Here is a 25,220-nt window from a genome sequence, read left to right on the forward strand (position 1 = left end):
CCGTCCTCGCGGCGGCCACGGCTCCGGTGACGGAACCTTGTAGACGATTCGTCCGCCACGATCTCTCGGCGACAACTCTCGGCGACGAATCTCCAGCAACCAGTACAGAAGTCCCGCTGATTTTCTGTCGCGACATTTGGCCTTATCGGTCGAAGTTCGAGCGGCACGCGGGTACCGTCGGGTTACTGGGCATCGGCGATGTCGATCAAATGACCCATGCCCGGCTGCGTGCGACGCGACGGACGAGACACGACAGTCGGCAACGAGGAAGTAGGTACAGCGCGAGATGGCACGAATCGGAGATGGCGGCGACCTGCTCAAGTGCTCTTTCTGCGGCAAGAGCCAGAAGCAGGTGAAGAAGCTCATCGCCGGTCCCGGCGTGTACATCTGCGATGAGTGCATCGACCTGTGCAACGAGATCATCGAAGAGGAGCTCGCCGAGAACGGCGACGTGAAACTCGACGAGCTGCCCAAGCCGGCAGAGATCCGGGACTTCCTCGAGAAGTACGTCATCGGTCAGGACACGGCGAAGCGGACGCTGGCAGTGGCGGTCTACAACCACTACAAGCGCATCCAGGCGGGGGAGAAGAAAGACGCCCGCACTGGAGAGACCGTCGAGCTGATGAAGTCGAACATCCTCATGCTCGGGCCCACCGGGTGCGGCAAGACGTACCTGGCCCAGACCCTGGCGAAGATGTTGAACGTCCCGTTCGCGATCGCCGACGCCACCGCGCTCACCGAGGCGGGTTACGTCGGGGAGGATGTCGAGAACATCCTGCTGAAGCTGATCCAGGCCGCCGACTACGACGTGAAGCGTGCCGAGACGGGCATCATCTACATCGACGAGGTCGACAAGATCGCTCGCAAGAGCGAGAACCCGTCGATCACGCGTGACGTGTCCGGCGAGGGTGTCCAGCAGGCACTGCTGAAGATCCTCGAGGGTACGCAGGCGTCCGTGCCGCCCCAGGGCGGTCGCAAGCATCCGCACCAGGAGTTCATCCAGATCGACACGACGAACGTGCTGTTCATCGTGGCCGGCGCGTTCGCCGGTCTCGAGAAGATCGTGTCCGAGCGTGTCGGCAGGCGCGGACTCGGCTTCGGCCAGGAGGTCGCCAGCAAGGACGAGGTCGACACCTCCGACCAGTTCGCGGACGTGATGCCGGAGGACCTGATCAAATTCGGTCTGATCCCGGAGTTCATCGGCCGACTGCCGGTCGTCGCATCTGTGACCAACCTGGACAAGAAGTCGCTCGTCAGCATCCTGTCCGAGCCGAAGAACGCGTTGGTCAAGCAGTACACACGGTTGTTCGACATGGACAACGTCGAGCTCGAGTTCACCCAGGACGCGCTCGAGGCCGTGGCCGACCAGGCGATCCACCGCGGCACCGGTGCCCGCGGCCTGCGCGCGATCATGGAAGAAGTCCTGCTCCCGGTCATGTACGACATCCCGAGCCGAGACGATGTCGAGAAGGTCGTCGTCACCGGGGAGACGGTGCGCGACAACGTGTTGCCGACCATCGTTCCGCGCAAGCCCTCCAGCGACGAGCGTCGCGACAAGACCGCCTGAGGCGCAGGCGCTTTCGAGCCACGAGAAATCCCCGTCCGGTACCCGGGCGGGGATTTCTCGTGAATGTCGATCTCGCCCCGTCGGCGCCGCTGATCCCGCACACTGGACGCTGTGACGGAACACACGGGAACGGACATGTCGGGGCTCGCGGGAATCATCCTGGCGGGCGGACGCTCGAGGCGTATGGGAAGCGACAAGGCCGCGTTGGACTGGCAGGGCGAACCCATGCTGGCCCGGGTCGTGCGCGTGGTGGCGCAGCGTTGTGACCCGGTTCTGGTGGTCGCCGGAGAGTCGTCGGCGGCGTTCCGCGGTATCGACGACATCCGGGACCGGGCGGCACCGGGTATCGATTCGTCGAAGGTGCGGTGGGTGACCGATGAGCAGGAGGGAGCAGGTCCGCTCGGCGGCCTCGTCGCCGGACTCGCCGCAGCCGCTGCCGCCGGTGCCGAGTACGCGTTCGTGTGCGCCACGGACATGCCGCTCATCGCAGGCGAACTGATCGACGAACTGTGTCGCGGCCTGACCGGGTCCACCCAGGCCGTCATCGCCCACGATGCGCAGCGCGACCACCCGATGGCCGGCGTGTACCGAACAGATGCCGGACCGGTGATCGCCGACATCGTGGCCGGGGGAGAACGACGCATGCTCGGTGCGATCGAAGCCCTCAACACCCACCGGGTGGGGGTGTCCGACCCCGACTGGCTCGTCAACGTCAACGCGCCGGAGGACCTGCACAGGTTGCGTGTGTCGGCGGGCTGACAGCCGCCGGCGGGTCCCGGCCCGACGCCGACGGGTCCCGGGCGAGGGGGTGCCCGGCGGAAACATAGAATGGCGGCCGTGACATCACCCGACCAGACATCTGCGCCCGAGACAGCGTCGACCCGGACTGCCGTGCCCGAGACCGGGCTGCCCAAGTCCTGGGACCCCGCTGACCACGAGGCGTCGCTCTACCAGGGCTGGGTGGACGCCGGATACTTCACCGCGGACGCGGCGAGCGACAAGCCGCCGTTCTCCATCGTGATCCCGCCGCCGAACGTCAACGGCTCACTGCACATGGGACACGCCTACGAGCACGTGTTGATGGATGCGCTCTCGCGTCGCCGTCGCATGCAGGGTTACGAGGTGCTGTGGCTGCCCGGGATGGACCATGCCGCGATCGCGATGCAGACGATGGTCGAGCGCAAGCTCGCCGCCGAGGGCAAAACGCGCGACGATCTCGGCCGGGAGGCGTTCATCGAACGGGTCTGGGCGGAGAAGGCGGAGATCAGCGGCAACATCGGCGAGCAGATGCGCCGCCTCGGCGACAGCGTCGACTGGACGCGTGAACGCTTCACCATGGACGAAGGTCTGTCGCGCGCGGTGCACACGGTCTTCAAGAAGATGTTCGACGACGGCCTGATCTATCAGGCGGAGCGTCTCGTCAACTGGTCACCGGTGCTCAAGACTGCGGTCAGTGACATCGAGGTGAGTTACGCCGACGTCGAGGGCGAGCTGGTCAGCTTCCGGTACGGATCGCTCGACGATTCCGAACCGCACATCGTCGTCGCGACGACGCGTCTGGAGACGATGCTCGGTGACACCGCCGTCGCCGTGCACCCCGACGACGAGCGATACGCAGCCCTGGTCGGGACCGAGTTGCCACACCCGTTCCTCGACCGGATGATCCCCGTCGTCGCCGACGACTATGTGGATCCGGAATTCGGCAGCGGCGCAGTGAAGATCACACCCGCGCACGACCCCAACGACTTCGCCCTCGGTCAGCGGCACGACCTGCCCATGCCCACGATCATGGACGCATCGGCGCGAATCGCCGACACGGGAACGCAATTCGACGGCATGGACCGGTTCGAGGCGCGGGTCAAGGTGCGTGAGGCGCTGGCCGCGCAGGGTCGGATCGTCAAGGAGGTGCGTCCGTACCTGCACAGTGTCGGACATTCCGAGCGCACCGGCGAGCCCATCGAACCGCGGCTGTCGATGCAGTGGTGGGTCGATGTCTCCTCGCTGGCCGCCGCGGCGGGCGACGCCGTCCGGGACGGGTCGACGCTGATCCACCCGAAGTCGATGGAACCGCGCTGGTTCGCGTGGGTCGACGACATGCACGACTGGTGTATCTCCCGACAGCTCTGGTGGGGTCACCGCATCCCGATCTGGTACGGACCCGACGGCGAGGTCGTGTGTGTCGGCCCCGACGACGAAGCTCCCGAGGGATACGTCCAGGAAACCGATGTCCTCGACACCTGGTTCTCCTCGGGGCTCTGGCCGTTCTCGACGATGGGATGGCCGGATCAGACGGCCGACCTCGAGAAGTTCTATCCCACTTCGGTTCTCGTGACCGGTTACGACATCCTGTTCTTCTGGGTGGCGCGCATGATGATGTTCGGCACGTATGTGGGCAAGGACCTGGGACCGGGCAACGAGATCCCGTTCCACAACCTCTTCCTCCACGGACTGGTGCGCGACGAGCACGGTCGCAAGATGTCGAAGTCCAAGGGCAACGGCATCGATCCGCTCGACTGGGTGGAGCGCTTCGGCGCCGATGCGCTGCGATTCACGCTCGCGCGAGGGGCCAACCCGGGCTCGGACATCTCCGTCGGTGAGGATCACGCGCAGTCGTCCCGCAACTTCGCGACCAAGCTGTACAACGCCACCAAGTTCGCCCTGATGAACGGCGCGAAGGTGGGGGAGCTCCCCGACGCCGCGGAACTCACCGACGCCGACCGCTGGATACTCGGACGGCTCGATCAGGTACTGGCCGATGTCGACGCCGGGTTCGAGTCGTACGAGTTCTCGAAGGCCTGTGAGGCCCTGTACCACTTCGCGTGGGACGAGGTGTGTGACTGGTACCTCGAACTCGCCAAGGTGCAGTTCGCTGAGAACGACGACACCCGCTCGGAGACAACATCGCTTGTTCTCGGGGCGGTGCTGGAGCCGCTCTTGCGCGCCCTGTCGCCGGTGATGCCGTTCGTCACCGAGGTGCTGTGGAAGACGCTCACGGGCGGGGAGTCGCTCGTCATCGCGTCCTGGCCGACGCAGTCCGGCCGCGAGTGGTCGACGGATTCGGCCGCGCGCGTCGACGATCTGCAGCGGCTGATCACCGAGGTTCGACGATTCCGCAGCGACCAGGGGCTGCGTCCCGGGCAGCGTGTCGCGGTCCAGTTCGAGGGCCTCAACGAGGCCGGTCTCGAACCGCTTCTGCCCTACGTGGCCTCGCTGGCACGCCTGGACCCGGCCGGGCCCGGTTTCACCGCCACCGCGACCATCGAGGTCCGGCTCAGCGTGGCCACCGTCGTCGTCGCGATCGACACGTCGGGCACCGTCGATGTCGAGGCCGAACGCAAGAGGCTCACCAAGGATCTCGCGGTGGCGGAGAAAGAACTGTCCACGACGTCGGCGAAACTCGGCAACGAGCAGTTCCTGTCGAAGGCTCCGGACCACGTCGTCGCGAAGATCCGAGACCGGCAGCGGATCGCGACCGAAGAGGTCGAGCGGTTGAACGCGAAGCTGGCGAGTCTGGCCGGCGCGTGAGCGACGAATCGGGCTTCCCCGAAGAAGATCCCGCCGTCGTGGGCGACGACCCCCTGGGTCTGTCGGCCATCCTGGGTGACGACGAGCCGGACGAGCCGCGCGACCCCGCCCCGTTGCGGGTGACCGACAGCGCCGATGACCTGGCCGAACTTGCCGAGGTCGAGGCCGAACTCGACACGAGGTGGCCGGAGACCAAGATCGAGCCGTCGCTCACGCGGATCGCCACCCTGATGGATCTGCTCGGTTCGCCGCAGCACGGTTACCCGGCGATCCACATCGCGGGAACCAACGGGAAGACCTCGGTGACCCGGATGGTCGACGCGCTGATGTCGGCGCTGCACCGGCGGACGGGCCGGATCACGAGTCCGCACCTGCAGCGCGTGACCGAGCGGATCTCCGTGGACGGCACGCCGATCGCCGCGCGTACCTATATCGACACCTATCGGGAACTCGAGCCCTACATCACGATGGTCGACGACTCGTCCACCGCCGCGGGCGGCCCGCGGATGAGCAAGTTCGAGGTTCTGACCGCGATGGCGTATGCCGTGTTCGCCGAGGCGCCTGTCGACGTCGCCGTGGTGGAGACGGGTATGGGCGGCCGATGGGACGCCACCAACGTCATCGACGCGGCGGTCTCGGTCATCACGCCGATCGCGATGGATCACGCCGACTACCTCGGCGACACGCTCACCGCCATCGCGGGGGAGAAGGCGGGCATCATCAAGCCGGGTGAGCCGGACACCCCCGGTGCGGTCGATCCCGTCACCGTCATCGCCGAGCAGACCCCGGAGGTGATGGAGGTCCTGCTGCGTGCCGCCGTCGACGCCGGGACCGTCGTCGCCCGACAGGGCTCGGAGTTCGCCGTCCTCGACTCGGTCATCGCCGTCGGGGGTCAGATGCTGCGCATCCAGGGCCTCGGCGGTGTCTACGACGAGGTCTTCGTGCCGCTACACGGGGCACATCAGGCGGCGAATGCCGCACTCGCGCTCGCGGCGGTCGAGGCGTTCTTCGGTGCGGGGCCCGATCGGCAACTCGACATCGATGCCGTCCGTTCGGGTTTCGCCTCCGTCGGCAACCCGGGTCGGCTCGAGCGGCTCCGCAGCGCGCCGACGGTCTTCGCCGACGCGGCACACAACCCGCACGGTGCCGGCGCCCTCGCGCAGGCGCTCGCCGAGGAGTTCGATTTTCGCCGGATCGTCGGGGTCGTCGGAGTGCTTGGCGACAAGGACGCCCGCGGCCTGCTCGAAGCGCTGGAACCGGTACTCGACGTGGTGGTCGTCACCGACAACGGATCGCCACGCGCACTCGAACCCGAGACACTGGGCGAGTACGCGCGGGAGGTCTTCGGCGAGGAGCGTGTGGTCATCGCACCGTTCCTGCCCGACGCGGTCGAGCAGGCCATCGCGCTCGCCGAGGAAGCCGACGGTGAGCGGGTGTCGGGAGCCGGTGTCGTCATCACGGGTTCTGTCGTCACCGCCGGTGCGGCGCGCACACTTTTCGGTAAGGAACCCTCATGACCCGTTACACCGCGCCCACGAACGATCCGTGGAAGGGGCTGCGCGGCGTGATGGCGGGGACGATGATCCTCGAGGTCATCGTGGTGATCCTGGCGTTCCCCATCGTGTGGCGTCTCGGCGATGGTCTGACATGGCTGTCGGGCGGCTACCTGACGGTGGTCCTGCTGGCGATGATCGCGGCGGCCGGGATGCAGGGCCGTCCGCAGGCCCTGACCATCGACCTGGCACTGCAGGTCGCGCTCATCGTCGGAGGTGTCTTTCACTGGTCGATCGCGGTGGTCGGGGTGATCTTCGGGTCGGTGTGGCTCTACATCCGCTACATCAAGGCCGATGTGGAGAAGCGGATGGAACGCGGCATGCTCCCGGGTCAGGAGCCGATCGACTGATCCTGGTCATCTGACCAGGTGTCTTCGCGTTGATCAGGGGCGGGCTTTGGTGATCGCAACACCTGTGTCCGGACCGTTACCGGCGAAGTGCGTCGGAGCTCGGCGGTTGCTGTAACAATGGCCGGAGCCGCGGGGGGTGATCGGGTCGCTTCCCCGCGCGTCGAACCCATGGCCGACACCCAACGTGAGGACGTACGTGCAGTTTCAACTCCGCCGGACCGCCATCTCCGACCGCGCCCGCCGTGCACCGGCATGCGCCGCACTCGTCCTCGCCGGTGCGGCGCTCGCGCTGACCTCGCCTGCGGTGGCCTCCGCGGATCCGGCACCGGACCAGGCTCCGATCGGGATCGCCAACATGACCGGTGTCCCGGTGGCCGACGCGCCGGTTCCCGTCGGGCCGGGGGAGTTCAGTTACATCGCGACGCATGCGATCACCGAGCGCGCGGCGTCGATGAAGGCGCCGGAAGCCATCGCCAGCATGCCGGTGCCCGCCCAGTACCGGCCGGCGAATCTGGCTCTGGCACAACAGTTCGACCTCGCCCTGGCCGGAGCGCTCGCCTCGCCCGGAGGGTGTCTGCAGGTCGTCGTCGACCCCCGGGCACGTAGTGGCAGCCTCTTCAACTACGGCTTCTTCCCGGTCTCGGGCGAGTACTGCTCCTGACCGTCTCGATCGCCGGGCTGGTCGATAAGGTGTCAGGCGTGACTGAACGCACTCTCGTACTCATCAAGCCGGACGGCGTCGAACGCGCGCTCGTCGGCGACATCATCAGCCGCATCGAGCGCAAGGGCTTGACGCTCGTGGCGCTCGAGCTCAAGACCGCAGGCGACGAGGTCGCCCGAGGTCACTACGCCGAACACGAGGACAAGCCCTTCTTCGGGTCGCTGCTCGAGTTCATCACCTCGGGGCCGCTGGTCGCCGCGGTGCTCGAAGGTCCGCGTGCGATCGCCGCGTTCCGGCAGATCGCCGGCGGTACCGATCCCGTCGAGAAAGCGGTGCCCGGGACCATCCGCGGTGACTTCGCGCTCAACACCCAGTTCAACCTCGTCCACGGGTCCGATTCACCGGAATCGGCGGAGCGCGAGATCGCTCTCTGGTTCCCCGAACTCGCCGGCTGAGCGGTCACTCCGCTCGACGCGCGCCGTCAAACGCTCATCCTTTGCGGTCATCTGACCGCGGTGTGGGATACTTGCACAGTTATCGCCGACACACTTTGTCGACGGCAACCGGATGACGCGCCCTGGTTCCGGCGCGTCGCGGTACAGCACGCTGTACCGCGACGCACGAAACCGCAGCTGACCCCACCGAGGTTCGCACTGCTGCCAGCAGCCGAACACTCAGGTTCTCCCTGTGCCCGGTGGCGTGGAAGGCGTCCGGGGATGCGGTCATCGACACAGCAAGAGCGTGGTCGGGTGGTCCGCAGGTCGGATCGTCACGATCACGCGCAGACCACACAACACCGGTCCTGTTCGGACCGGGACACAGAGCAGACCCTCGCGTGGCCGCGTCAGCCCGACGCGCCCGGGGGTTCGAGGAGACTGAGTGACCGACAACGGGTCGCCGGCTGACGCGAACGCAGCGTCAGAATCGGCGGAGGAATTTCCGACCAAACTTCGTGTGCACGCCCTGGCCCGCTTCCTGGGACTGACCAGCCGCCAGGTGCTCGCGCATCTGGCGTCGCTGGGGGTGCAGACCCGCAGCCCGCAGTCCAGCGTCGACCGCGACCTGGCCAAGGCGGTGGCCGAACGAGTACGGGCCGAGGCTGCCGACACGAGCGACGCGGCCGAGAGCCCCCAGCCCGTGAGCCCCCCGCCCGTGAGCCCCCCGCCCGTGAGCCCCGAGTCTGAAGCCCAGGCCCCAGCGCCCGACGTCGCGGAGGCCCCCACCCCGGAACCCGAGACCGCCGAGGCGCCGGAGCCCGAGGTCGCAGATCCCGAGGGCCCGTCCGGCACTGCGGCCCCGGATGAGGGCATGCCGACTCTGTTCTCGGCGGCATCGTCGCGGATCGATGCCCCGGTCGCCGCCCCCGCATCCGAGGGCGACCCAGCCGTCGGGGCGCAGCCGCTGTTCCTGCAGCCGCAGGCACCGGCCGAGAAGCCCAAGTCGGCACGACCGAGCCGAGCCAAGGCGAAGTCCGAGACCGCGAGCGACGCCGCCGGGACCCGCACCCAGGACGGCGCCGCGCCCGCCGACGTGCCCGAGAGCCGTAAGACGCGTGTCGATGAGCCCGCCGCCGGCTCCGAGGATTCCGCTGAGGCCGAAGCTGTCACCGCTGGCCCCGGTTCGGATGTCCCCGGTTCCCACGATGCGGGTTCCGACGATTCTGGCGCAGACGATTCGAGCTCGGACGATTCGGGCTCGGACGATTCGGGCTCGGACGATTCGGGCTCGGACGATTCGGGCTCGGACGATTCAGGCTCGGATGATTCGGGACAGGGTCGTGGGCGTCGCCGCCGCCGCGGACGTCGGGGCCGTGGGCGGGGCCGGGGTGACCAGGGCGCCGACGGCGACTCGGACGACTCCGATGACTCGGACGACACCGATACCGACGGCGGTGAGGACACCGACGATTCCGGGACGGTGACGTCTGACAACTCGTCGGATGCAGAGCCGTCCGAACCGACGTCGTCGAGTTCGGATGACGCCGCCGGGGACGACGCGTCGCAGACCGATGCGGAAGACGATGCCGAGTACGGGCGCCCGTCCGGTAAGCGCACGCGCCGTCGCAGTCGCCGGTCCGGGACCGACAGGAACGAATCCGGCAAGAGCGATCCAGACAAGAACGATTCAGACAAGAGCGATTCGGACAAGAGTGAATCGGCCAAGGGCGAGCAGGCGTCGGACGACGCCGACTCCCAGGACGGTTCCGACGACTCGACCGATGACGACGACTCGGGCGACTCGTCGTCGACGCGTCGCCGCCGTCGGCGTCGCCGCCGCAAGGGCGGGGGCGATTCGGACGAGGCGTCTGCCGACGATCCGCCGAACACGGTGGTCCACGAACGCGAGCCACGCAGCAAGCGCGCCCGCGACGAGGTCCAGGGGATCTCGGGATCGACTCGGCTGGAGGCCAAGCGCCAGCGTCGTCGCGACGGCCGTGATGCGGGACGCAGGCGGCCGCCGATCTTGACCGAGTCCGAATTCCTGGCCCGGCGCGAGGCCGTCGACCGCGTGATGGTCGTCCGCGAGCGGAGCGCCAACACCCAGATCTCGGACGGCGACGGCCACGAGCACACCGCGGTGGAGGACTACACCCAGGTCGCGGTGCTCGAGGACGGTGTCCTCGTCGAACACTTCGTCACCACGGCGACGTCGTCGTCGATGGTCGGCAACATCTACCTCGGACGGGTGCAGAACGTCCTGCCGGGTATGGAAGCGGCCTTCGTCGACATCGGCCGCGGCCGCAACGGCGTGCTCTACGCCGGCGAGGTCAACTGGGACGCCGCCGGACTCGACGGTGGCTCCCGCAAGATCGAGCAGGCCCTCAAGCCCGGCGACAACGTGCTCGTCCAGGTCAGCAAGGATCCGGTGGGTCACAAGGGTGCCCGCCTGACCACGCAGATCTCGCTGGCCGGCCGGTACCTGGTGTACGTGCCGGGCGGATCGTCGACCGGTATCAGCCGCAAGCTGCCCGATGTCGAGCGCAAGCGACTGAAGCAGATCCTGGCCAAACTCGTCCCCGACGAGGCCGGCGTCATCATCCGCACGGCCTCCGAGGGCGTCAGCGCCGAGGAGCTCGGCGCCGACATCGCCCGACTCGAGTCGCAGTGGAAGTCCATCGACGAAGCGGTCACCCAGGCGAAGAAGGGCGGCGCCTCGGCGCCGAAGCCGCTGTACGAGGAGCCCGACCTGCTGGTGCGGGTCGTCCGCGACCTGTTCAACGAGGACTTCAAGAAGCTCGTCGTCGAGGGTGAGAAGGCGTGGAACCTCGTCGAGGGTTACGTCGGATCGGTGGCATCCGACCTGATGGAGCGAGTCGAGAAGTTCGAGAAGCCGCATGCGGACGCGCCTGATTCCTTCGTGGTCCACCGCATCGACGAGCAACTGGCCAAGGCGCTCGACCGCAAGGTGTGGCTGCCCTCGGGCGGCACGCTCATCATCGAGCACACCGAGGCGATGACGGTCGTCGACGTCAACACCGGCAAGTTCACCGGCTCGGGCGGCAACCTCGAAGAGACGGTGACCCGCAACAACCTCGAGGCGGCCGAGGAGATCGTGCGCCAGATGCGGCTGCGCGACATCGGCGGCATGATCATCGTCGACTTCATCGACATGGTCCTCGAGTCCAATCGGGATCTCGTGCTGCGCAGGCTCACCGAGGCTCTCGCCCGTGACCGCACACGTCACCAGGTGTCGGAGGTCACGTCGCTGGGGCTGGTGCAGATGACGCGCAAACGTCTGGGTACCGGACTGCTGGAGGCCTTCTCCACCACATGCACCGCGTGTAACGGCCGGGGCATCATCGTGCACGCCAACCCGGTCGAGGTGAAGACCGACGACTCGGCACGATCCGACGGGGCCGGTTCCAAGCGGTCGCGGCGCGGGAAGAAGAAGGCCGAGCCGCAGCCGGACGCCAAGCCGGCGGCCGTCGCGGCCTCGGCCCACAAGCCCGCGGAACACCCGATGTTCCGGGCCATGGCCGCGCACACCCACGACGACGACCTCGGGGACGTCGACGAGCATGGGGACACTCCCCAGGACGAGTCGGCTCAGATCGAGCCCGCGTCGGCCGGGACGGCGTCGACGGAATCCGCGGCGCCCGAAGTTGCCACGACCAACGTCGCGCGGGCTGAGGTCGCGCCGGCGGAGGTCGCGCCGGCTGAGGTCAAACCGGTGTCCGCGGACGGGTCCGAGCAGGCCGACGGGTCGGCTCCGGCAGCGGCTCGACGCCGGAGGCGGGTCGTCCGGCGTCCGGCGCAGACGACGACCGCTCCCGAGAACGTGGTGATGACCGCCGTCGACGTGGTCCCCGAGACCCCGACGACGACCTTCGGGCCGATGTCCTCGGAACCGGTCGAGGCCGCGGTCGCGGTCCGCCGTAGACCCCGTAAGCGCAGCGCAGGACGACCGGCCGGGCCACCGCCCGCGGACACCTGAGCGGCCGAGGATGGGGGACCGTCGGCGAGTTTGACCCGACCGCCGCCGGTCCCGTAACCTTGCAAAGTCGCCTCCCGCGGAGGGTCTGCGCTGTTCTGCCTGCTCCGGCACGGTAACGGTGCGAATCCCGTCGGCAGGCCTTCGGCGCGAACCGCAGCCATCCCCGTCCTCGTGATCGGGTGCCCTGCGGCCCGTGTCGGCACGCACAACACCAACGCCCAGGGCGCGCTCGCCGCGCCCGGGGTCCGATAAGACGAGTAAGAGGAAGAACTTCGATGGCAACGTACGCGATCGTCAAGACCGGCGGAAAGCAGTACAAGGTCGCTGAGGGCGACACTGTCAAGGTCGAGAAGATCGACGAGAAGGTCGGCGCCACGGTGAGCCTGCCGGTCGCGTTGGTCGTCGACGGGTCGGACCTGACCACCGATGCCGACAAGCTGGCCAAGATCTCGGTGACCGGCGAGGTCGTCGAACACGTCAAGGGCCCCAAGATCCGCATCCACAAGTTCAAGAACAAGACCGGCTACCACAAGCGCCAGGGCCACCGTCAGAAGCTGACGGTCCTCAAGGTCACCGGTATCAAGTAGTTCGACGCAGCTTCGAAGTAGACCTCAGGAGGACTGACACATGGCACACAAGAAGGGCGCGTCCAGCTCGCGCAACGGTCGCGATTCCAACGCCCAGCGGCTCGGCGTCAAGCGCTTCGGCGGCCAGCAGGTGAGCGCAGGCGAGATCCTGGTCCGCCAGCGCGGCACCAAGTTCCACCCCGGCGTCAATGTCGGTCGCGGTGGCGACGACACCCTGTTCGCGCTCGCCGCGGGTGCGGTGGAGTTCGGCTCCAAGCGCGGCCGCAAGACGGTCAACATCGTCCCGGAAACCGCTTCGGTCTGACCTGAGCAACCGGCACGACACAGCCTTTTCCAGGGCGGGCAGGGTCATCGCGTACCTTGCCCGCCCTGGTTTGTTTTTCACGGAAGAAGGATTTCGATGTCTCGGTTCGTCGACCGCGTGACCATCCACGTCGCGGCGGGCAACGGCGGCCACGGCTGCGCGTCGGTGCACCGCGAGAAGTTCAAGCCTCTCGGCGGGCCGGACGGCGGCAACGGTGGTAACGGCGGTTCGGTGCGTCTCGTCGTCGACCCGCAGGTGCACACTCTGCTCGACTTCCACTTCCACCCGCATGCCAAGGGCGCCAATGGCAAACCGGGCGCAGGCGACAACCGCGACGGTGCCACCGGTGAGGATCTCGTCCTGAAGGTGCCCGACGGCACCGTCGTCCTCGACGAGAGCGGGACCATCCTGGCCGACCTGGTCGGCGAGGGCACCACGTTCGAGGCCGCGCAGGGTGGCCGCGGAGGGTTGGGTAACGCCTCCCTCGCCTCGAAGGCGCGCAAGGCACCCGGGTTCGCCCTCCTGGGGGAGGAGGGGCAGCAACGCTCGCTCGTGCTCGAGCTGAAGTCCGTTGCCGATGTCGGGCTCGTCGGGTTCCCGTCGGCGGGCAAGTCGTCCCTCGTCTCGGTGCTGTCGGCGGCCAAGCCGAAGATCGCCGACTACCCGTTCACCACTCTCGTGCCGAATCTCGGTGTGGTGCAGACCGCCGGCGATGTCTTCACCATCGCCGACGTTCCCGGCCTGATCCCCGGTGCGTCCACCGGACGCGGGCTGGGGCTGGAGTTCCTGCGTCACCTCGAACGTTGTGCGGTCCTCGCTCACGTGGTCGACTGCGCCACACTGGAACCCGGCCGCGATCCCATCTCTGACATCGATGCCCTCGAGGCCGAGCTGGCGGCCTACCGCCCGGCACTCGACGCCGACCACGGTCTCGGCGACCTCGCAGAGCGTCCGCGGGTGGTCATCCTCAACAAGCTCGATGTGCCCGACGCGGCCGAGCTTGCCGACCTCATCGAACCCGAACTCGCAGAACGTGGTTGGCCGGTGTTCCGGATCTCCGCGGTCGCCCACGAGGGTCTCCGTGAGCTGAGCTTCGCCCTCGCCCGGATGGTCCGGGAGTACCGGGAGGCGCAGCCGGCGAAGACTCCTCGACGCGCGGTGATCCGCCCCAGGGCCGTCGACGATGCGGGTTTCACGATCGACGAGGATCCGGACAACGAAGGCGGTTTCATCGTTCGCGGCACACGCCCGGAACGGTGGATCGCGCAAACCCAGTTCGACAACGACGAAGCGGTGGGTTATCTCGCCGACCGGCTCAACCGCCTGGGCGTCGAAGACGAGCTGGTCCGCCGCGGGGCCGAACCGGGCGCCCCGGTCACCATCGGCGCGGTCACCTTCGACTGGGAGCCCTCGACGCCGATGGGCGACGACGTCCCCGTCACCGGGCGCGGCACCGACATCCGCCTCGACCGCTCGGACCGCGTGGGTGCCGCCGAGCGCAAGCAGGCGCGTCGGCTGCGCCGCGGGTTGCCGGACGAGGACGGCGGCGAGCGGGACCTGCCGTGAGCTCCGGTGCCGCCGGAGCGAGCCGAAACGGTTCGGTCCGCGACCAGATCGCTTCTGCCCGAAGCATCGTCGTCAAGATCGGCTCGTCGGCGCTGACCGACCTCGCGGACGGTCTCGACCGCGACCGGCTCGATGCGCTGGCTGATGCCCTGGAGGCCCGGATGCGCGCGGGTTCCGATGTCATCGTCGTGTCGTCGGGCGCCATCGGGGCGGGCATCGCGCCACTCGGGCTCCGCAAACGACCCACCGATCTCGCGACCAAGCAGGCTGCTGCCAGCGTCGGGCAGTTGGCACTGGCCCACGCGTGGGGCACGTCGTTCGGGCGGTACGGCCGCACCGTGGGACAGGTCCTGTTGACCGCGGATGACATCTCCAATCGCAGTCACCACGCGAATGCGCAACGGACACTGGACCGGCTGCGGTCGCTGGGTGCCGTTGCGGTGGTGAACGAGAACGACACCGTCGCCACCAACGAGATCCGGTTCGGTGACAACGACCGTCTGGCCGCTCTCGTGGCACACCTCTCGGGCGCCGACGCCCTCGTCCTGCTCTCCGATGTCGACGGCCTCTACGACGGCGACCCGCGCAAGGTGGGGATCGACGGCCGGCGGGCGCGATGGATCCCGGAGGTGCACGGACCCGAGGACCTCGACGGTGTGATCGCCGGCTCTGGCGGTGCCCTGGGCACCGGCGGCATGGCGTCGAAGTTGGCCGCGGCCCGGCTGTCGGCGGACGCCGGCGTGCCGGTGCTGCTCGCCGCGGCGTCGTCGGCGGCGCAGGCCCTCGCGGATGCCTCGGTGGGAACGGTCTTCGCGGCCCGCCCCGAGCGGTTGTCGGCGCGCCGGTTCTGGGTACGGCACGCCGCCGACGCCCGCGGCCGCATCATCCTCGACGACGGTGCGGTGGCGGCGGTGTCCCAGCGTCGGCGGTCGCTCCTCGCCGCGGGGATCGTCGGCGTGGAGGGCCGCTTCTTCGAGGGCGACGTCGTCGAGCTCGTCGACCGTCACGGCGCGGTGCGTGCGCGCGGGGTCGCCGCGTACGGGGTGGACGACGTGACGTCGATGGTGGGGCGCTCCACGAGTGCGTTGCCGCCGGAACTACAGCGTCCCGTGGTGCATGCCGACGACTTGGTGGTCGTCTCCCGCTGACTTCTCGGACGGGTCAGAACGTCGCGAGCGCGGGTAGTACGACCCCGGCCTCGTGGTCGATCTTCAACGACGCGAGTTCGTCGGCGCGCGTGACGCCGCGGTTGACGATGATGAGGGGTTTGCCGGCGCGGTGTGCGCGACGCGCGAACCGCAGCCCGGACATGACCGTCAGCGACGAACCGACCACGATGAGCGCATCCGCGTCGTCGACCACCGAATATGCCTCGCCGACAACGTCTTTCGGAACCGTCTCACCGAAGTAGACGATGTCTGGCTTGAGGATTCCGCCGCAGTCGGCGCAGTCGATCATGACGAAGTCGGAGGTGTCGGACAGCGCAACGTCGGCATCGGGGGCGACTTCGATCGCCCCCTGCCCGCGGACGCGTTCGGCGAAGCCCGGGTTCACCGCCTCCAGCAGCTCGGCCAACCGGCGCCGGGAGATGCGCCACCCGCAGTCGAGGCACCGGACGCGCCCATAGCACCCGTGTAGCTCGATGACGCCTCGCGTCCCGGCCTTGGTGTGCAGCATGTCGACGTTCTGGGTGAGAACCCGCGACAACCGGCCTCGGCGTTGCAGATCGGTCAGTGCGAGGTGGGCGCTGTTGGGCAGCGCCGCGTCCATGTGGCGCCAACCCAGGTGATTGCGAGCCCAGTAGTGGCGCCGGAAGTCCGCCGACGACAGGAACATCTCGAGGGTCATCGGGGTGCGTGGCGGTGAGCCCGGACTCCGGTAGTCGGGGATGCCGGAATCGGTGGAGATGCCGGCGCCGGTCAGAACCGCGAAACGGCGTCCGGCGAGGATGTCCGCCGCCAGGGCGATGCGGTCCTCGACGTCGTCGTCGAGCGGGGTGTGCTCGGCGGGGGTGGTACCGAGCTGGAGACGAGTACGCACCCTGCCCAGGATAGGCGCGACTCACGCACCGTCGAGCGGGTCGAGCGTGGTGGTGGTGTGCGCGATGAACCATTGTTCCCACTCGTCGGGACTCCACCCGCGCTCCCGGACGAGACGGAGCCAGAACGTTCGCGAGGCGAGCACCCACGTCGCGTCCACGGTCTCATCGGTCGGCGGCCGGTCCAGGATGAGTGTGAGGGCCCAGCGGACCTCGTTCCACCGGGTGTGCTCACGCTGATCCCGGAGTGCTGCCGCATCGCTGTCGGTGACGGCGGCCTCGTCGAGCACATGCTGAATGGCCGCCGACCGCAGGTGCGCCGCGCGCAGCCATGATGCCGCGGCACGGATGCGTGTCTGCCGATTTCCGTGTCCCATCGCCTGGTAGTCGGCGCCGTCGCGGACCGGGACGTCCTCGTCGCGACGCAGCGCCGCGACGATGCATGCATCGAGGAGTTCGAGCTTGTTGTCGAACTGCCGATAGACCGTGGGGCGGGTGAGGCCCGCCCGGGTCGCCACCCCGGACATCGTCGTCGACACCCACCCGTCTTCGCAGAACATCGCAGTGGCAGTCGTGAGGACCAACGCACGATTCTCGCGGGCTCGCTCGGTCCGGAGTTCCGATGAATAGGACCTGGGCACGACGACAAGTCTAGACAAAATTCGAAATACACGGTGTACTTTGAATTCGAGGTGATCAGACCCGGAGATGCCGACTCCCGGGTCACCGACACGGTGGGAGTGGCAATGGGACAGTTCGAAGTGCAGACGCGGCTGGGCCGCATCCATGTCCGCGACGTGGGCGACGGACCCCCGGCGGTGTTGTGGCACAGCATGTTCGTCGACTCGGGGAGCTGGAGCCGCGTCGAGGCCGGGCTGGCGGCGCACCGCCGTCTGTTCCTCGTCGACGCCCCGTGGTGCGGGCGCAGTGAGAAGACGGCACGGCCCGCGGACATCGCGGCCTGCGCCGACGCAGCACTCGAGGTCATCGCGAAAGTCTGCGAGGTGTCGGCCGCGAGCTCGGTCGACTGGGTCGGGAACGCATGGGGCGGGCACGTCGGCATGCAACTCGCGGCGACCGAACCGGCTCTGGTCGAAAGTCTCGTGGCGATGAGCGCACCGACCGTCCCGATCGACCGGGCTCTGCGCCGGCGGGTCCAGGTGCTGCTGCCGATCTACCGGATCATCGGTGCCCGTGGTCCGGTCTGGTCGGCCATCGAGGAGACGCTGCTCACCGATCGCACGCGTCACGATGACCCCGAAGCAGTCGACCTCGTCCGGCGGGCGGTGCGAGTGTCGGGCCGGTCGATGATCTCGGCCGTCAAGACGGCCATCCTCCATCGCACCGACCTGACGTGGGCGGCTGAGAAGATCTCGTGCCCGGTGCTGTTCGTGACCACCGACGACCGTGGAGAGTGGACCCCCGAGGAGGCGCAGATGGTGGCGCGCACCATGCAGAACGCCCGCGAGGTCACGGTACGCGGCGCCCGGGTGGTCCCGGCACTCGAAGAACCGGGTCACACCGTCGATGCGGTGGTGGCGTTCTGGCAGACGCACACACACAAGACGCCGCTTCCGGTGGCGATCGCCAGAGACACCTAGCGATGGCCACCGGACGCGGCGCCTGTGATGCGTCAGTTAGGTCAGGAAGCAGCTTCCTCGGCGTGCTTCCCGGACGGCTGGGGAACCGCCACCAGCGGGTACACGCCGTTCTCGTCGTGCACCTCGGTGCCGACGACCGGCGGGTTGAACACGCACAGCATGCGCAACTGCGTGTCGGCGGTCACCGTGTGCCGCTCGTGCCCGTTGAGGAGGTACATGGTGCCGGGAGCCAGGGGATAGGTCTCACCCGTCTCGCGATCGAGCAGAGTGCCGGTGCCCTCGACGAGCCAGACCGCCTCGACGTGGTTGGCGTAGTGGAATTCGTTCACCGAACCGGCCTTGATGGTGGTCTCGTGGAACGAGAACCCCACATGATCGCCCCCGAGCACGATGCGTTTGGAGACCCAGTTGCCCTTCGGGTCCGCGACCTCGCGGTCGGTACCGGTGATCTCTTGCGTGGTGCGGACGATCATCCGATCACCTCCTTGACTGCGTGGGACAGGATGGCCAGGCCGCGGTCGAGGTCTTCGCGGGAGATGGTCAGCGGCGGGAGCAGCTTGACGACCTCGTCGGACGGACCCGACGTCTCGGCCAGGAGTCCCGCGCCGAATGCAGAGGCGCAGACCTTGCCGGCCGCGGTGTGATCCTCGAAGGCGAGGCCGCGGACCATGCCGCGCCCGCGGGTCGTGATGCCCTCGTAGCGTTCGCACAGCTCGGTGAAGACCTCGTGGATGCGCTCACCCTTGGCGTGGATGTCGCGCGTCAGGCTGTCGTCGGACCAGTAGGTCTCGATCGCCTTGGCGGCGGTGACGAAGGCGGGGTTGTTGCCGCGGAACGTTCCGTTGTGCTCACCCGGGGTCCACACGTCCAGTTCCGGCTTGAACAGCGTGAGGGCGAACGGCAGGCCGTAACCGCTGATCGACTTCGACAGCGTCACTATGTCGGGCTTGATGCCGGCCTCTTCGAAGGAGAAGAACTCGCCGGTGCGGCCACAACCCATCTGCACGTCGTCGACGATCAGCAGGATGTCGCGTCGCTGGCACAGGTCGGAGAGGGCACGAAGCCACTCGGGGCGGGCGACGTTGACGCCGCCCTCGCCCTGCACCGTCTCGACGATGACGGCGGCGGGACGGTTGAGACCGCTGCCCGAGTCGTCGAGGACGCGCTCGAACCAGTGGAAGTCCTCCATGACGCCGTCGAAGTAGTTGTCGAAGGGCATCGGGGTCGCGTGGACCAGCGGGATGCCCGCGCCGGCACGCTTCATGGAGTTACCGGTCACCGACAGCGAACCGAGGGTCATGCCGTGGAAGGCATTGGTGAAGCTGATGATGGAGGTGCGGCCGGTGACCTTACGGGCCAGTTTGAGTGCCGATTCCACCGCATTGGTTCCGGTCGGTCCCGGGAACTGGATCTTGTAGTCCAGGCCGCGCGGCTCCAGGATGTGGTCGGTGAACTTCTGGATGAAGTTGCCCTTGGCCACGGTCGCCATGTCGAGACCGTGCGTGATGCCGTCGGCTTCGATGTACTCGAGAAGTGCCTTCTTCAGTACCGGGTTGTTGTGCCCGTAGTTCAGCGAGCCGGCGCCGGCGAAGAAGTCGAGGTACTCGCGGCCTTCTTGGTCGGTGATGTACGAGCCCTTGGCCGTGGTGAACACGGTCGGCCAGTTGCGGCAGTAGCTGCGGACCTCGGATTCGTGGGTGGTGAAGACGGAATCGTCAATGGTGGTGTCGAGAAGTTGCATGATCGTGCTTCCTTCTGTTGTGACAGAGAACTTTCAGGCTTATGGCGATGAAATCTGTTGCGCGAAAGGCCTATCGGCTGACGCGTCGTACAGCTCTGCGTGGTGGGTACCTCAAGTGGTGCCCTGAGACCGCCGGAAGGGCGGGGCATGCGAGAGGGATCTCGTCCGAGTCAGGGCTCGGGGATCTCCGGTTCCAGCATGTAAAGGTCCTCGGGTTCGTGCGAATCCGGGAATGTGTTCGCGGCGAACAGATCTCGCCGCTCGAAACGCAGTCCGCGGGCCTTCGCGACCGAAGCGAACAGCCGCTGTGAGGCGACGTTGTCCGGGCTGATGGTCGTGTGCATCGCGACCATGCCCTGCAGGTTGGCGCGATCGAAGAGCCGGTGCAGCATGGTGCCGGCGACTCCGTGACCGCGTGCGTCGTCGTCGACGGCGACCTGCCAGACCATGAGGGTCGAGGGGTCGTTCTGCCTGCGGTAGCCGGTCACGAAACCGACCGGGCGACCGTCGACTTCCGCCACGATGGAGGTCTTGGCGAAGTCGTGGCACCAGAGGACGTAGGCGTAGCTCGAATTGACGTCGAGAACCTTTGAGTCCGAAGCGATTTCCCAGAGGCGGGTGCCGTCGTCGACCGTGGGTTCACGGTAGTCGACAGCGAGGGTGGTTGTTGGGGCCGTTCTTGTGTGGGAAGGGCTCATAACGCATTTGACGTTAACAACGCGTGTCGGCGAAGTCATGCATCGGCCGAAATTGGCCCTCGGATCGCCTACCTTACGCCTGATCAGGCATGCAATGTGAAGTGAGTCACAAAGGCGTGATTCAGAGTTGGTCGGAAGGGGTTCCCGGGTTGCAGAATGGCCGGATGACGAGGATCATCGCGGGCCGGCTGCGGGGGCGCCGGTTGCGCGTGCCGGACGAGGGAACGCGCCCCACCTCCGACCGGGTTCGGGAGTCGCTGTTCAACCTACTCGCCGCCAGGTTCGACCTCGAGGGTCTGTGGGTGCTCGATCTCTACGCGGGCTCTGGGGCGCTCGGTATCGAAGCGATCTCCCGCGGTGCGGCCGGGGCGAACTTCGTCGACTCCAACCGGCGGGCCGCGGCGACGATCGCGTCGAATCTGACGGCGTGCGACATCTCCGCTCAGGCCACGGTGACCGCCCGGATGGTGTCCACCTATCTGTCCTCGCCGCCCGAGCGCCGGTACGACCTCGTCTTCTCCGACCCTCCTTACGCGCTCGGGCCGGACCGTGTCGCCGACGATCTCGGCGCCCTCCTCCCGCGGCTGGCCGACGACGCGCTGGTCGTGGTCGAGCGCGCGAATCGCTCGCCGGGGGACGTGTGGCCCGCGGGCTTCGACGTCATCGCCGACAAGTCCTACGGCGACACCCGGGTGGAGGTCGGTCTCCGGGTCTGACCGGTGGCGGCCGGCCGGTAAGTTCAGCCCATGACGACGGCAGTGTGTCCCGGTTCCTTCGATCCCTTCACCCTCGGCCACCGATATGTCGTGGAGCGCGCTGCTGCGTGCTTCGACGAGCTGGTGATCACCGTGGTGGTCAACCCGAACAAGCGGGGGATGTTCAGCGTGGACGAACGCATCGCGCTCATCCGCGAGGACTGCGCCGACCTGGGCAACGTGCGCGTGGACCGCTGGGAAGGGCTGCTGGTCGACTACCTGCGACAGGAGTCGATCCACACGATCGTGAAAGGCCTGCGCTCCGCGGTCGACTTCGACTACGAGGTGCCCATGGCGCAGATGAACCGCGAACTCGCCGATGTCGAGACCGTGTTCCTGCTGACCGATCCCCGGTTCGCGCATGTGTCGAGCTCGCTGGTCAAGGAGGTCGCCAAGCTCGGCGGCGACGTCTCACCCTTCCTGTCCGCGCACATCCACGAGCACCTCGCCCGGCGGTTGTCCGGCGAACGCACGGTCTGATCACGACCCGGCGCGACACACCCCATCCGCTTCACGAGTCACAAGCGCAACATTCGGCACAATAGTCACAGATTCACCAATTGTTGCAAACAGGCAAGCGCCGGATTGGGGTGGCTGTGTACCGGGTATTTGAGGCTCTCGACGAGCTCGTCGCGATTGTCGAAGAGGCGCGGAGTGTGCCGATGACCGCCGGGTGCGTCGTTCCACGTGGCGATGTGCTGGAACTGCTCGACGACATCAAGGATTCGATCCCCGGCGAGCTCGACGACGCCCAGGATGTCCTCGATCAGCGCGACACCCTCATCGGGGATGCGCGTGAACACGCCGAGACGACGGTGGCGAAGGCCGACTCGGAGTCCGAGGCCGTGCTCGCGCACGCTCGTGCCGAGGCCGATCGCATCCTGTCCGAGGCCAAGTCGCAGGCCGATCGCATGGTCGACGAGGCCGGTGCCCACTCCGGTTCGCTGATCGACGACGCCAGCGCCGAGGCACACCGGCTGCAGACCAGCGCGGCACGCGAGTTCGAGGCGGTGACCGGCCGCGCACGCGCCGAGGCCCAGCGCACCATCGACGCCGCCAACAACTCCTACGACAAGTCGGTTGCCGACGGCATCGCCGAACAGCAGCGGCTGGTGTCCGAGACCGAGGTCGTCGGCGCGGCGAAGTCCGAGGCCGAGCGGATCATCGACGCGGCCCACGCCGAGGCCGACCGTCTGCGCGGTGACTGCGACGTCTACGTCGACGAGAAGCTCGCCCAGTTCGAGGAGATCCTCACCGGCACCCTGCGTTCGGTGAACCGCGGTCGGCACCAGTTGCGCACCGGCGCGGGCATGCACGACTACGTGGAGTACCCGCGCAGTGTCGACGAGCACGGTCGCGGCGACGGCCGGACCGACAACACCCGGTCACGGGAGACCTCCACCCGCAACTCCTACGACCGCGAGCAGGGATCACCGCTCGCGGTGTGACACGGCGTGACACCGAGGATCGCGGGTCCGCAGCACGGGTGCCCGGCGCCGGTCGATGATTCGCTACCGCGAGCGTATGGTGGGCGTTTGTGGCTGATCATGCTGTGACATCAGAGGCGTCGCACGGTCCCGGTTCGGCGCCGCGGCGCGATCCGTTCGTACTCGACATCCGCTCGTTGGGGCGCCGCCCGGGCACCATGTCCGAGGTGCATCGCACGGTGCGGACCCCAGAGAAGCTCGGCGTCGAGATGATCGGGATCCCAGCGGATTCCGACGTCGATCTCGACCTCCGCCTCGAGGCGGTGAGCGAGGGAGTGCTCGTCACGGGCACCGTGTGTGGCGAGACGGTCGGGCAGTGCGCCCGGTGTCTCGAACCCGTGGACGGGACGGTGACGGTGTTCCTCACCGAGCTGTTCGCCTACCCCGACAGCACCACCGATCGGACGTCGGACGCCGAGGACATCCACCGCATCGACGACGACCGGATCGATCTGGAGCAGCCGATCATCGACGCGGTCGTGCTCGAACTCCCGATGTCGCCGCTGTGTTCGCCGGACTGCCCCGGCCTCTGCCAGGTGTGCGGCGTACGACTCGCCATCGCCGAACCCGGACACGGGCACGAGTTGATCGATCCCCGGTGGGCCGGACTCGCGAACAAGTTCGCCGACCTCACCGACGAGACCGCGGGCGAGGCGGCCGGCGGAGACGCCGATGCCGACACCCAGAAGCGTCGTGACTGAGGCCGTGCGCGAGGACGGCCCGCGCGCCGCGCTGCTCGCAGCCCTCGACACCGACATCCCCGACGATCTCCTCACCCTCGCCCTGACCCACCGTTCCTATGCGTACGAGAACGGTGGACTGCCCACCAACGAACGACTCGAGTTCCTCGGCGACTCCGTCCTCGGTGTCGTCATCACCGAGCGTCTGTACCTGGGCTACCCGGACCGTCCGGAGGGGGAGCTCGCGAAGATCCGCGCGAGTGTGGTGAACATGCACGCGCTCGCCGATGTCGCGCGCGGCCTCGGCGACGAGGGCGGTCTCGGCAAGTACCTCTACCTCGGCCGGGGCGAGGAGATGACCGGCGGCCGCGACAAGGACTCGATCCTGGCCGACGGCCTGGAATCGCTGTTCGGGGCGGTCTTCCTGAGTCACGGACTCGCGACCTCCCAGCGGATCATCCTGCGTCTCTTCGACGAGCGGATCGAGCGGGCCGGACAGCTCGGTGCCGGACTGGACTGGAAGACCTCGCTGCAGGAGCTCAGCTCGGAGCGGGGGTTCGGCCCGCCGCAGTATCAGATCAGCGCCACGGGTCCGGACCACAACAAGGAGTTCACCGCGGCCGCGGTCGTCGCAGGCGAGAATCTCGGCGAGGGCGTCGGGCGCACCAAGAAGGAAGCCGAGCAGCAGGCGGCGGCGCATGCGTGGAAAGTGCTGACCGAGCGCGCATCTGCCTCGTGAGCCCATCCCGGATGCCCGACATGCCTGAACCACCCCATGCCTGAACTGCCTGAGGTCGAGACCGTGCGCGTCGGCCTCGAGACCCATCTCGTCAACCGCGTGATCACGTCGGTCGACGTCGCGCATCCCCGCGTGGTGCGACGGCACCCGGGCGGCGAGCCCGACCTCGTCGGTCGCCTCACCGGCAAGACGGTGACCGGCGTGCGCCGTCGCGGCAAGTACCTGTGGATCGACGTCTCCGACGCCACCGACCGCGCCGCGCTGGTCGTGCATCTCGGCATGAGCGGGCAGATGCTGATCGCCCGCGGCGGTGCGCCCGACCACACCCACCTACGTGCCCGCGCGATGCTCGACGACGAGAACGAGCTGCGCTTCGTCGACCAGAGGACCTTCGGCGGTTGGCATCTCGACGACTACACCCCGGATGTGTATGCGCGTGCCGATGATCCGGCACCCGCGGACGTCCCGGTGTCGGTGGCGCACATCGCGACCGACCCCTTCGACCCGGCCTTCGACGTCGAACGGGTCGTGAACCGTATGCGCGCCAAGCACTCCGAGATCAAGCGGGTCCTGCTCGATCAAACGGTGATCTCCGGGGTGGGCAACATCTACGCCGACGAGGCGCTCTGGCGCGCCCGTCTGCACGGTGCGCGGATAGCCGAGACGATCAGCCGCAAGAAGCTGCGTGAACTGATCGTGGAGGTCACCGCGGTGATGGCGGAGGCGCTGAAGGTCGGCGGGACGTCGTTCGACGCCTTGTACGTGAACGTCAACGGACAATCCGGCTACTTCGAACGTTCCCTCAACGCCTACGGCCGCGCGGGCGAGCCGTGCCGCCGGTGTGGGGCGATCATGCGGCGGGAATCTTTCATGAACCGCAGCTCTTACTATTGTCCGCGGTGTCAGCGACGCCCGTCGGACACGCCCTGAAAGG

General features: G+C 67.7%; 24 protein-coding genes. 19 read left to right on the forward strand and 5 right to left on the reverse strand.

Annotation, left to right across the window (positions count from 1 at the left end; translation table 11 throughout):
• Window positions 1-286: 286 nt before the first annotated feature.
• From clpX to proB, 12 genes are all read left to right on the forward strand, one after another.
• The gene (gene clpX, locus ACSUZC_RS09780; protein WP_439032606.1) at window positions 287-1,567 is read left to right on the forward strand and encodes an ATP-dependent Clp protease ATP-binding subunit ClpX; all 1,281 of its coding nucleotides are present in this window, start codon (window positions 287-289) and stop codon (window positions 1,565-1,567) included.
• 135 nt (window positions 1,568-1,702) lie between these two features.
• On the forward strand, window positions 1,703-2,326 hold the full coding sequence (mobA, locus tag ACSUZC_RS09785) for a molybdenum cofactor guanylyltransferase (RefSeq protein ID WP_439033066.1): 624 nt from the start codon (window positions 1,703-1,705) through the stop codon (window positions 2,324-2,326).
• A gap of 69 nt (window positions 2,327-2,395) precedes the next feature.
• A complete protein-coding gene (locus tag ACSUZC_RS09790) occupies window positions 2,396-5,092 on the forward strand; it encodes a valine--tRNA ligase (protein WP_439032607.1) in 2,697 nt (898 codons plus the stop codon).
• Window positions 5,089-6,609, forward strand: coding sequence for a bifunctional tetrahydrofolate synthase/dihydrofolate synthase (gene folC / locus ACSUZC_RS09795; RefSeq protein ID WP_439032608.1), 1,521 nt, complete (start codon window positions 5,089-5,091; stop codon window positions 6,607-6,609). Before ACSUZC_RS09790 ends, folC begins: the two co-directional genes overlap by 4 nt.
• A complete protein-coding gene (locus ACSUZC_RS09800; RefSeq protein WP_439032609.1) occupies window positions 6,606-6,995 on the forward strand; it encodes a DUF4233 domain-containing protein in 390 nt (129 codons plus the stop codon). Before folC ends, ACSUZC_RS09800 begins: the two co-directional genes overlap by 4 nt.
• 196 nt (window positions 6,996-7,191) lie before the next feature.
• Entirely contained in the window at window positions 7,192-7,656 is a 465-nt protein-coding gene (locus ACSUZC_RS09805; RefSeq protein WP_439032610.1) for a hypothetical protein, read from the forward strand.
• Window positions 7,657-7,694: 38 nt separating this feature from the next.
• The gene (gene ndk / locus ACSUZC_RS09810; protein WP_439032611.1) at window positions 7,695-8,111 is read left to right on the forward strand and encodes a nucleoside-diphosphate kinase; all 417 of its coding nucleotides are present in this window, start codon (window positions 7,695-7,697) and stop codon (window positions 8,109-8,111) included.
• Between the two features lie 424 nt (window positions 8,112-8,535).
• The gene (locus ACSUZC_RS09815; protein ID WP_439032612.1) at window positions 8,536-12,090 is read left to right on the forward strand and encodes a translation initiation factor IF-2 N-terminal domain-containing protein; all 3,555 of its coding nucleotides are present in this window, start codon (window positions 8,536-8,538) and stop codon (window positions 12,088-12,090) included.
• 275 nt (window positions 12,091-12,365) lie between these two features.
• Window positions 12,366-12,677, forward strand: a complete 312-nt coding sequence (gene rplU / locus ACSUZC_RS09820; protein ID WP_238419064.1) for a 50S ribosomal protein L21 — start codon at window positions 12,366-12,368, stop codon at window positions 12,675-12,677.
• A 40-nt stretch (window positions 12,678-12,717) separates the two neighbouring features.
• Window positions 12,718-12,981 (forward strand): 50S ribosomal protein L27, encoded by a 264-nt coding sequence (gene rpmA, locus ACSUZC_RS09825; protein ID WP_004019626.1) that lies wholly within the window; start codon window positions 12,718-12,720, stop codon window positions 12,979-12,981.
• 96 nt (window positions 12,982-13,077) lie between these two features.
• Window positions 13,078-14,547 (forward strand): GTPase ObgE, encoded by a 1,470-nt coding sequence (gene obgE, locus ACSUZC_RS09830; RefSeq protein ID WP_439032613.1) that lies wholly within the window; start codon window positions 13,078-13,080, stop codon window positions 14,545-14,547.
• Complete coding sequence (gene proB / locus ACSUZC_RS09835) at window positions 14,544-15,695, forward strand: glutamate 5-kinase (protein WP_439032614.1); 1,152 nt, start codon at window positions 14,544-14,546, stop codon at window positions 15,693-15,695. Before obgE ends, proB begins: the two co-directional genes overlap by 4 nt.
• 13 nt (window positions 15,696-15,708) lie before the next feature.
• On the opposite strand, the gene ACSUZC_RS09840 is transcribed toward proB, so the two are convergent.
• Both ACSUZC_RS09840 and ACSUZC_RS09845 read right to left on the reverse strand, forming a co-directional pair.
• Complete coding sequence (locus ACSUZC_RS09840) at window positions 15,709-16,587, reverse strand: Sir2 family NAD-dependent protein deacetylase (protein WP_439032615.1); 879 nt, start codon at window positions 16,585-16,587, stop codon at window positions 15,709-15,711.
• A gap of 21 nt (window positions 16,588-16,608) precedes the next feature.
• The gene (locus tag ACSUZC_RS09845; RefSeq protein WP_439032616.1) at window positions 16,609-17,226 is read right to left on the reverse strand and encodes a TetR/AcrR family transcriptional regulator; all 618 of its coding nucleotides are present in this window, start codon (window positions 17,224-17,226) and stop codon (window positions 16,609-16,611) included.
• A gap of 105 nt (window positions 17,227-17,331) precedes the next feature.
• On the opposite strand from ACSUZC_RS09845, the gene ACSUZC_RS09850 reads away from it, so the two are divergent.
• Window positions 17,332-18,186, forward strand: coding sequence for an alpha/beta fold hydrolase (locus ACSUZC_RS09850; RefSeq protein ID WP_439032617.1), 855 nt, complete (start codon window positions 17,332-17,334; stop codon window positions 18,184-18,186).
• A gap of 41 nt (window positions 18,187-18,227) precedes the next feature.
• Here the strand turns inward: ACSUZC_RS09850 and ACSUZC_RS09855 are convergent, their stop codons facing one another.
• From ACSUZC_RS09855 to ectA, 3 genes are all read right to left on the reverse strand, one after another.
• The gene (locus tag ACSUZC_RS09855; RefSeq protein ID WP_439032618.1) at window positions 18,228-18,659 is read right to left on the reverse strand and encodes an ectoine synthase; all 432 of its coding nucleotides are present in this window, start codon (window positions 18,657-18,659) and stop codon (window positions 18,228-18,230) included.
• Window positions 18,656-19,927: a diaminobutyrate--2-oxoglutarate transaminase gene (gene ectB, locus ACSUZC_RS09860; RefSeq protein ID WP_439032619.1), complete on the reverse strand. Its 1,272-nt coding sequence runs from the start codon at window positions 19,925-19,927 to the stop codon at window positions 18,656-18,658. The genes ACSUZC_RS09855 and ectB overlap by 4 nt, the downstream gene beginning before the upstream one ends.
• A gap of 170 nt (window positions 19,928-20,097) precedes the next feature.
• Entirely contained in the window at window positions 20,098-20,625 is a 528-nt protein-coding gene (gene ectA / locus ACSUZC_RS09865) for a diaminobutyrate acetyltransferase (RefSeq protein WP_439032620.1), read from the reverse strand.
• A gap of 164 nt (window positions 20,626-20,789) precedes the next feature.
• Between ectA and rsmD the strand changes: the two genes are divergently transcribed.
• The 6 genes from rsmD (at window position 20,790) to mutM (ending at window position 25,216) form a co-directional block, all read left to right on the forward strand.
• Window positions 20,790-21,341, forward strand: a complete 552-nt coding sequence (rsmD, locus tag ACSUZC_RS09870) for a 16S rRNA (guanine(966)-N(2))-methyltransferase RsmD (protein WP_439032621.1) — start codon at window positions 20,790-20,792, stop codon at window positions 21,339-21,341.
• Between the two features lie 30 nt (window positions 21,342-21,371).
• A complete protein-coding gene (coaD, locus tag ACSUZC_RS09875; RefSeq protein WP_439032622.1) occupies window positions 21,372-21,860 on the forward strand; it encodes a pantetheine-phosphate adenylyltransferase in 489 nt (162 codons plus the stop codon).
• A gap of 116 nt (window positions 21,861-21,976) precedes the next feature.
• Window positions 21,977-22,828, forward strand: coding sequence for a DivIVA domain-containing protein (locus tag ACSUZC_RS09880; RefSeq protein WP_439033067.1), 852 nt, complete (start codon window positions 21,977-21,979; stop codon window positions 22,826-22,828).
• Window positions 22,829-22,917: 89 nt separating this feature from the next.
• Window positions 22,918-23,568 carry a YceD family protein gene (locus tag ACSUZC_RS09885; RefSeq protein ID WP_439032623.1) on the forward strand — a complete coding sequence of 217 codons (651 nt, stop codon included), beginning with the start codon at window positions 22,918-22,920 and terminating at the stop codon, window positions 23,566-23,568.
• On the forward strand, window positions 23,561-24,286 hold the full coding sequence (gene rnc / locus ACSUZC_RS09890) for a ribonuclease III (protein ID WP_439032624.1): 726 nt from the start codon (window positions 23,561-23,563) through the stop codon (window positions 24,284-24,286). The genes ACSUZC_RS09885 and rnc overlap by 8 nt, the downstream gene beginning before the upstream one ends.
• A 36-nt stretch (window positions 24,287-24,322) precedes the next feature.
• Window positions 24,323-25,216 carry a bifunctional DNA-formamidopyrimidine glycosylase/DNA-(apurinic or apyrimidinic site) lyase gene (gene mutM / locus ACSUZC_RS09895; RefSeq protein WP_439032625.1) on the forward strand — a complete coding sequence of 298 codons (894 nt, stop codon included), beginning with the start codon at window positions 24,323-24,325 and terminating at the stop codon, window positions 25,214-25,216.
• The last annotated feature ends 4 nt before the right edge of the window (window positions 25,217-25,220 follow it).

Origin of the sequence: Gordonia terrae (assembly GCF_051789125.1) — a bacterium.
GTDB lineage: Bacteria > Actinomycetota > Actinomycetes > Mycobacteriales > Mycobacteriaceae > Gordonia > Gordonia terrae_A.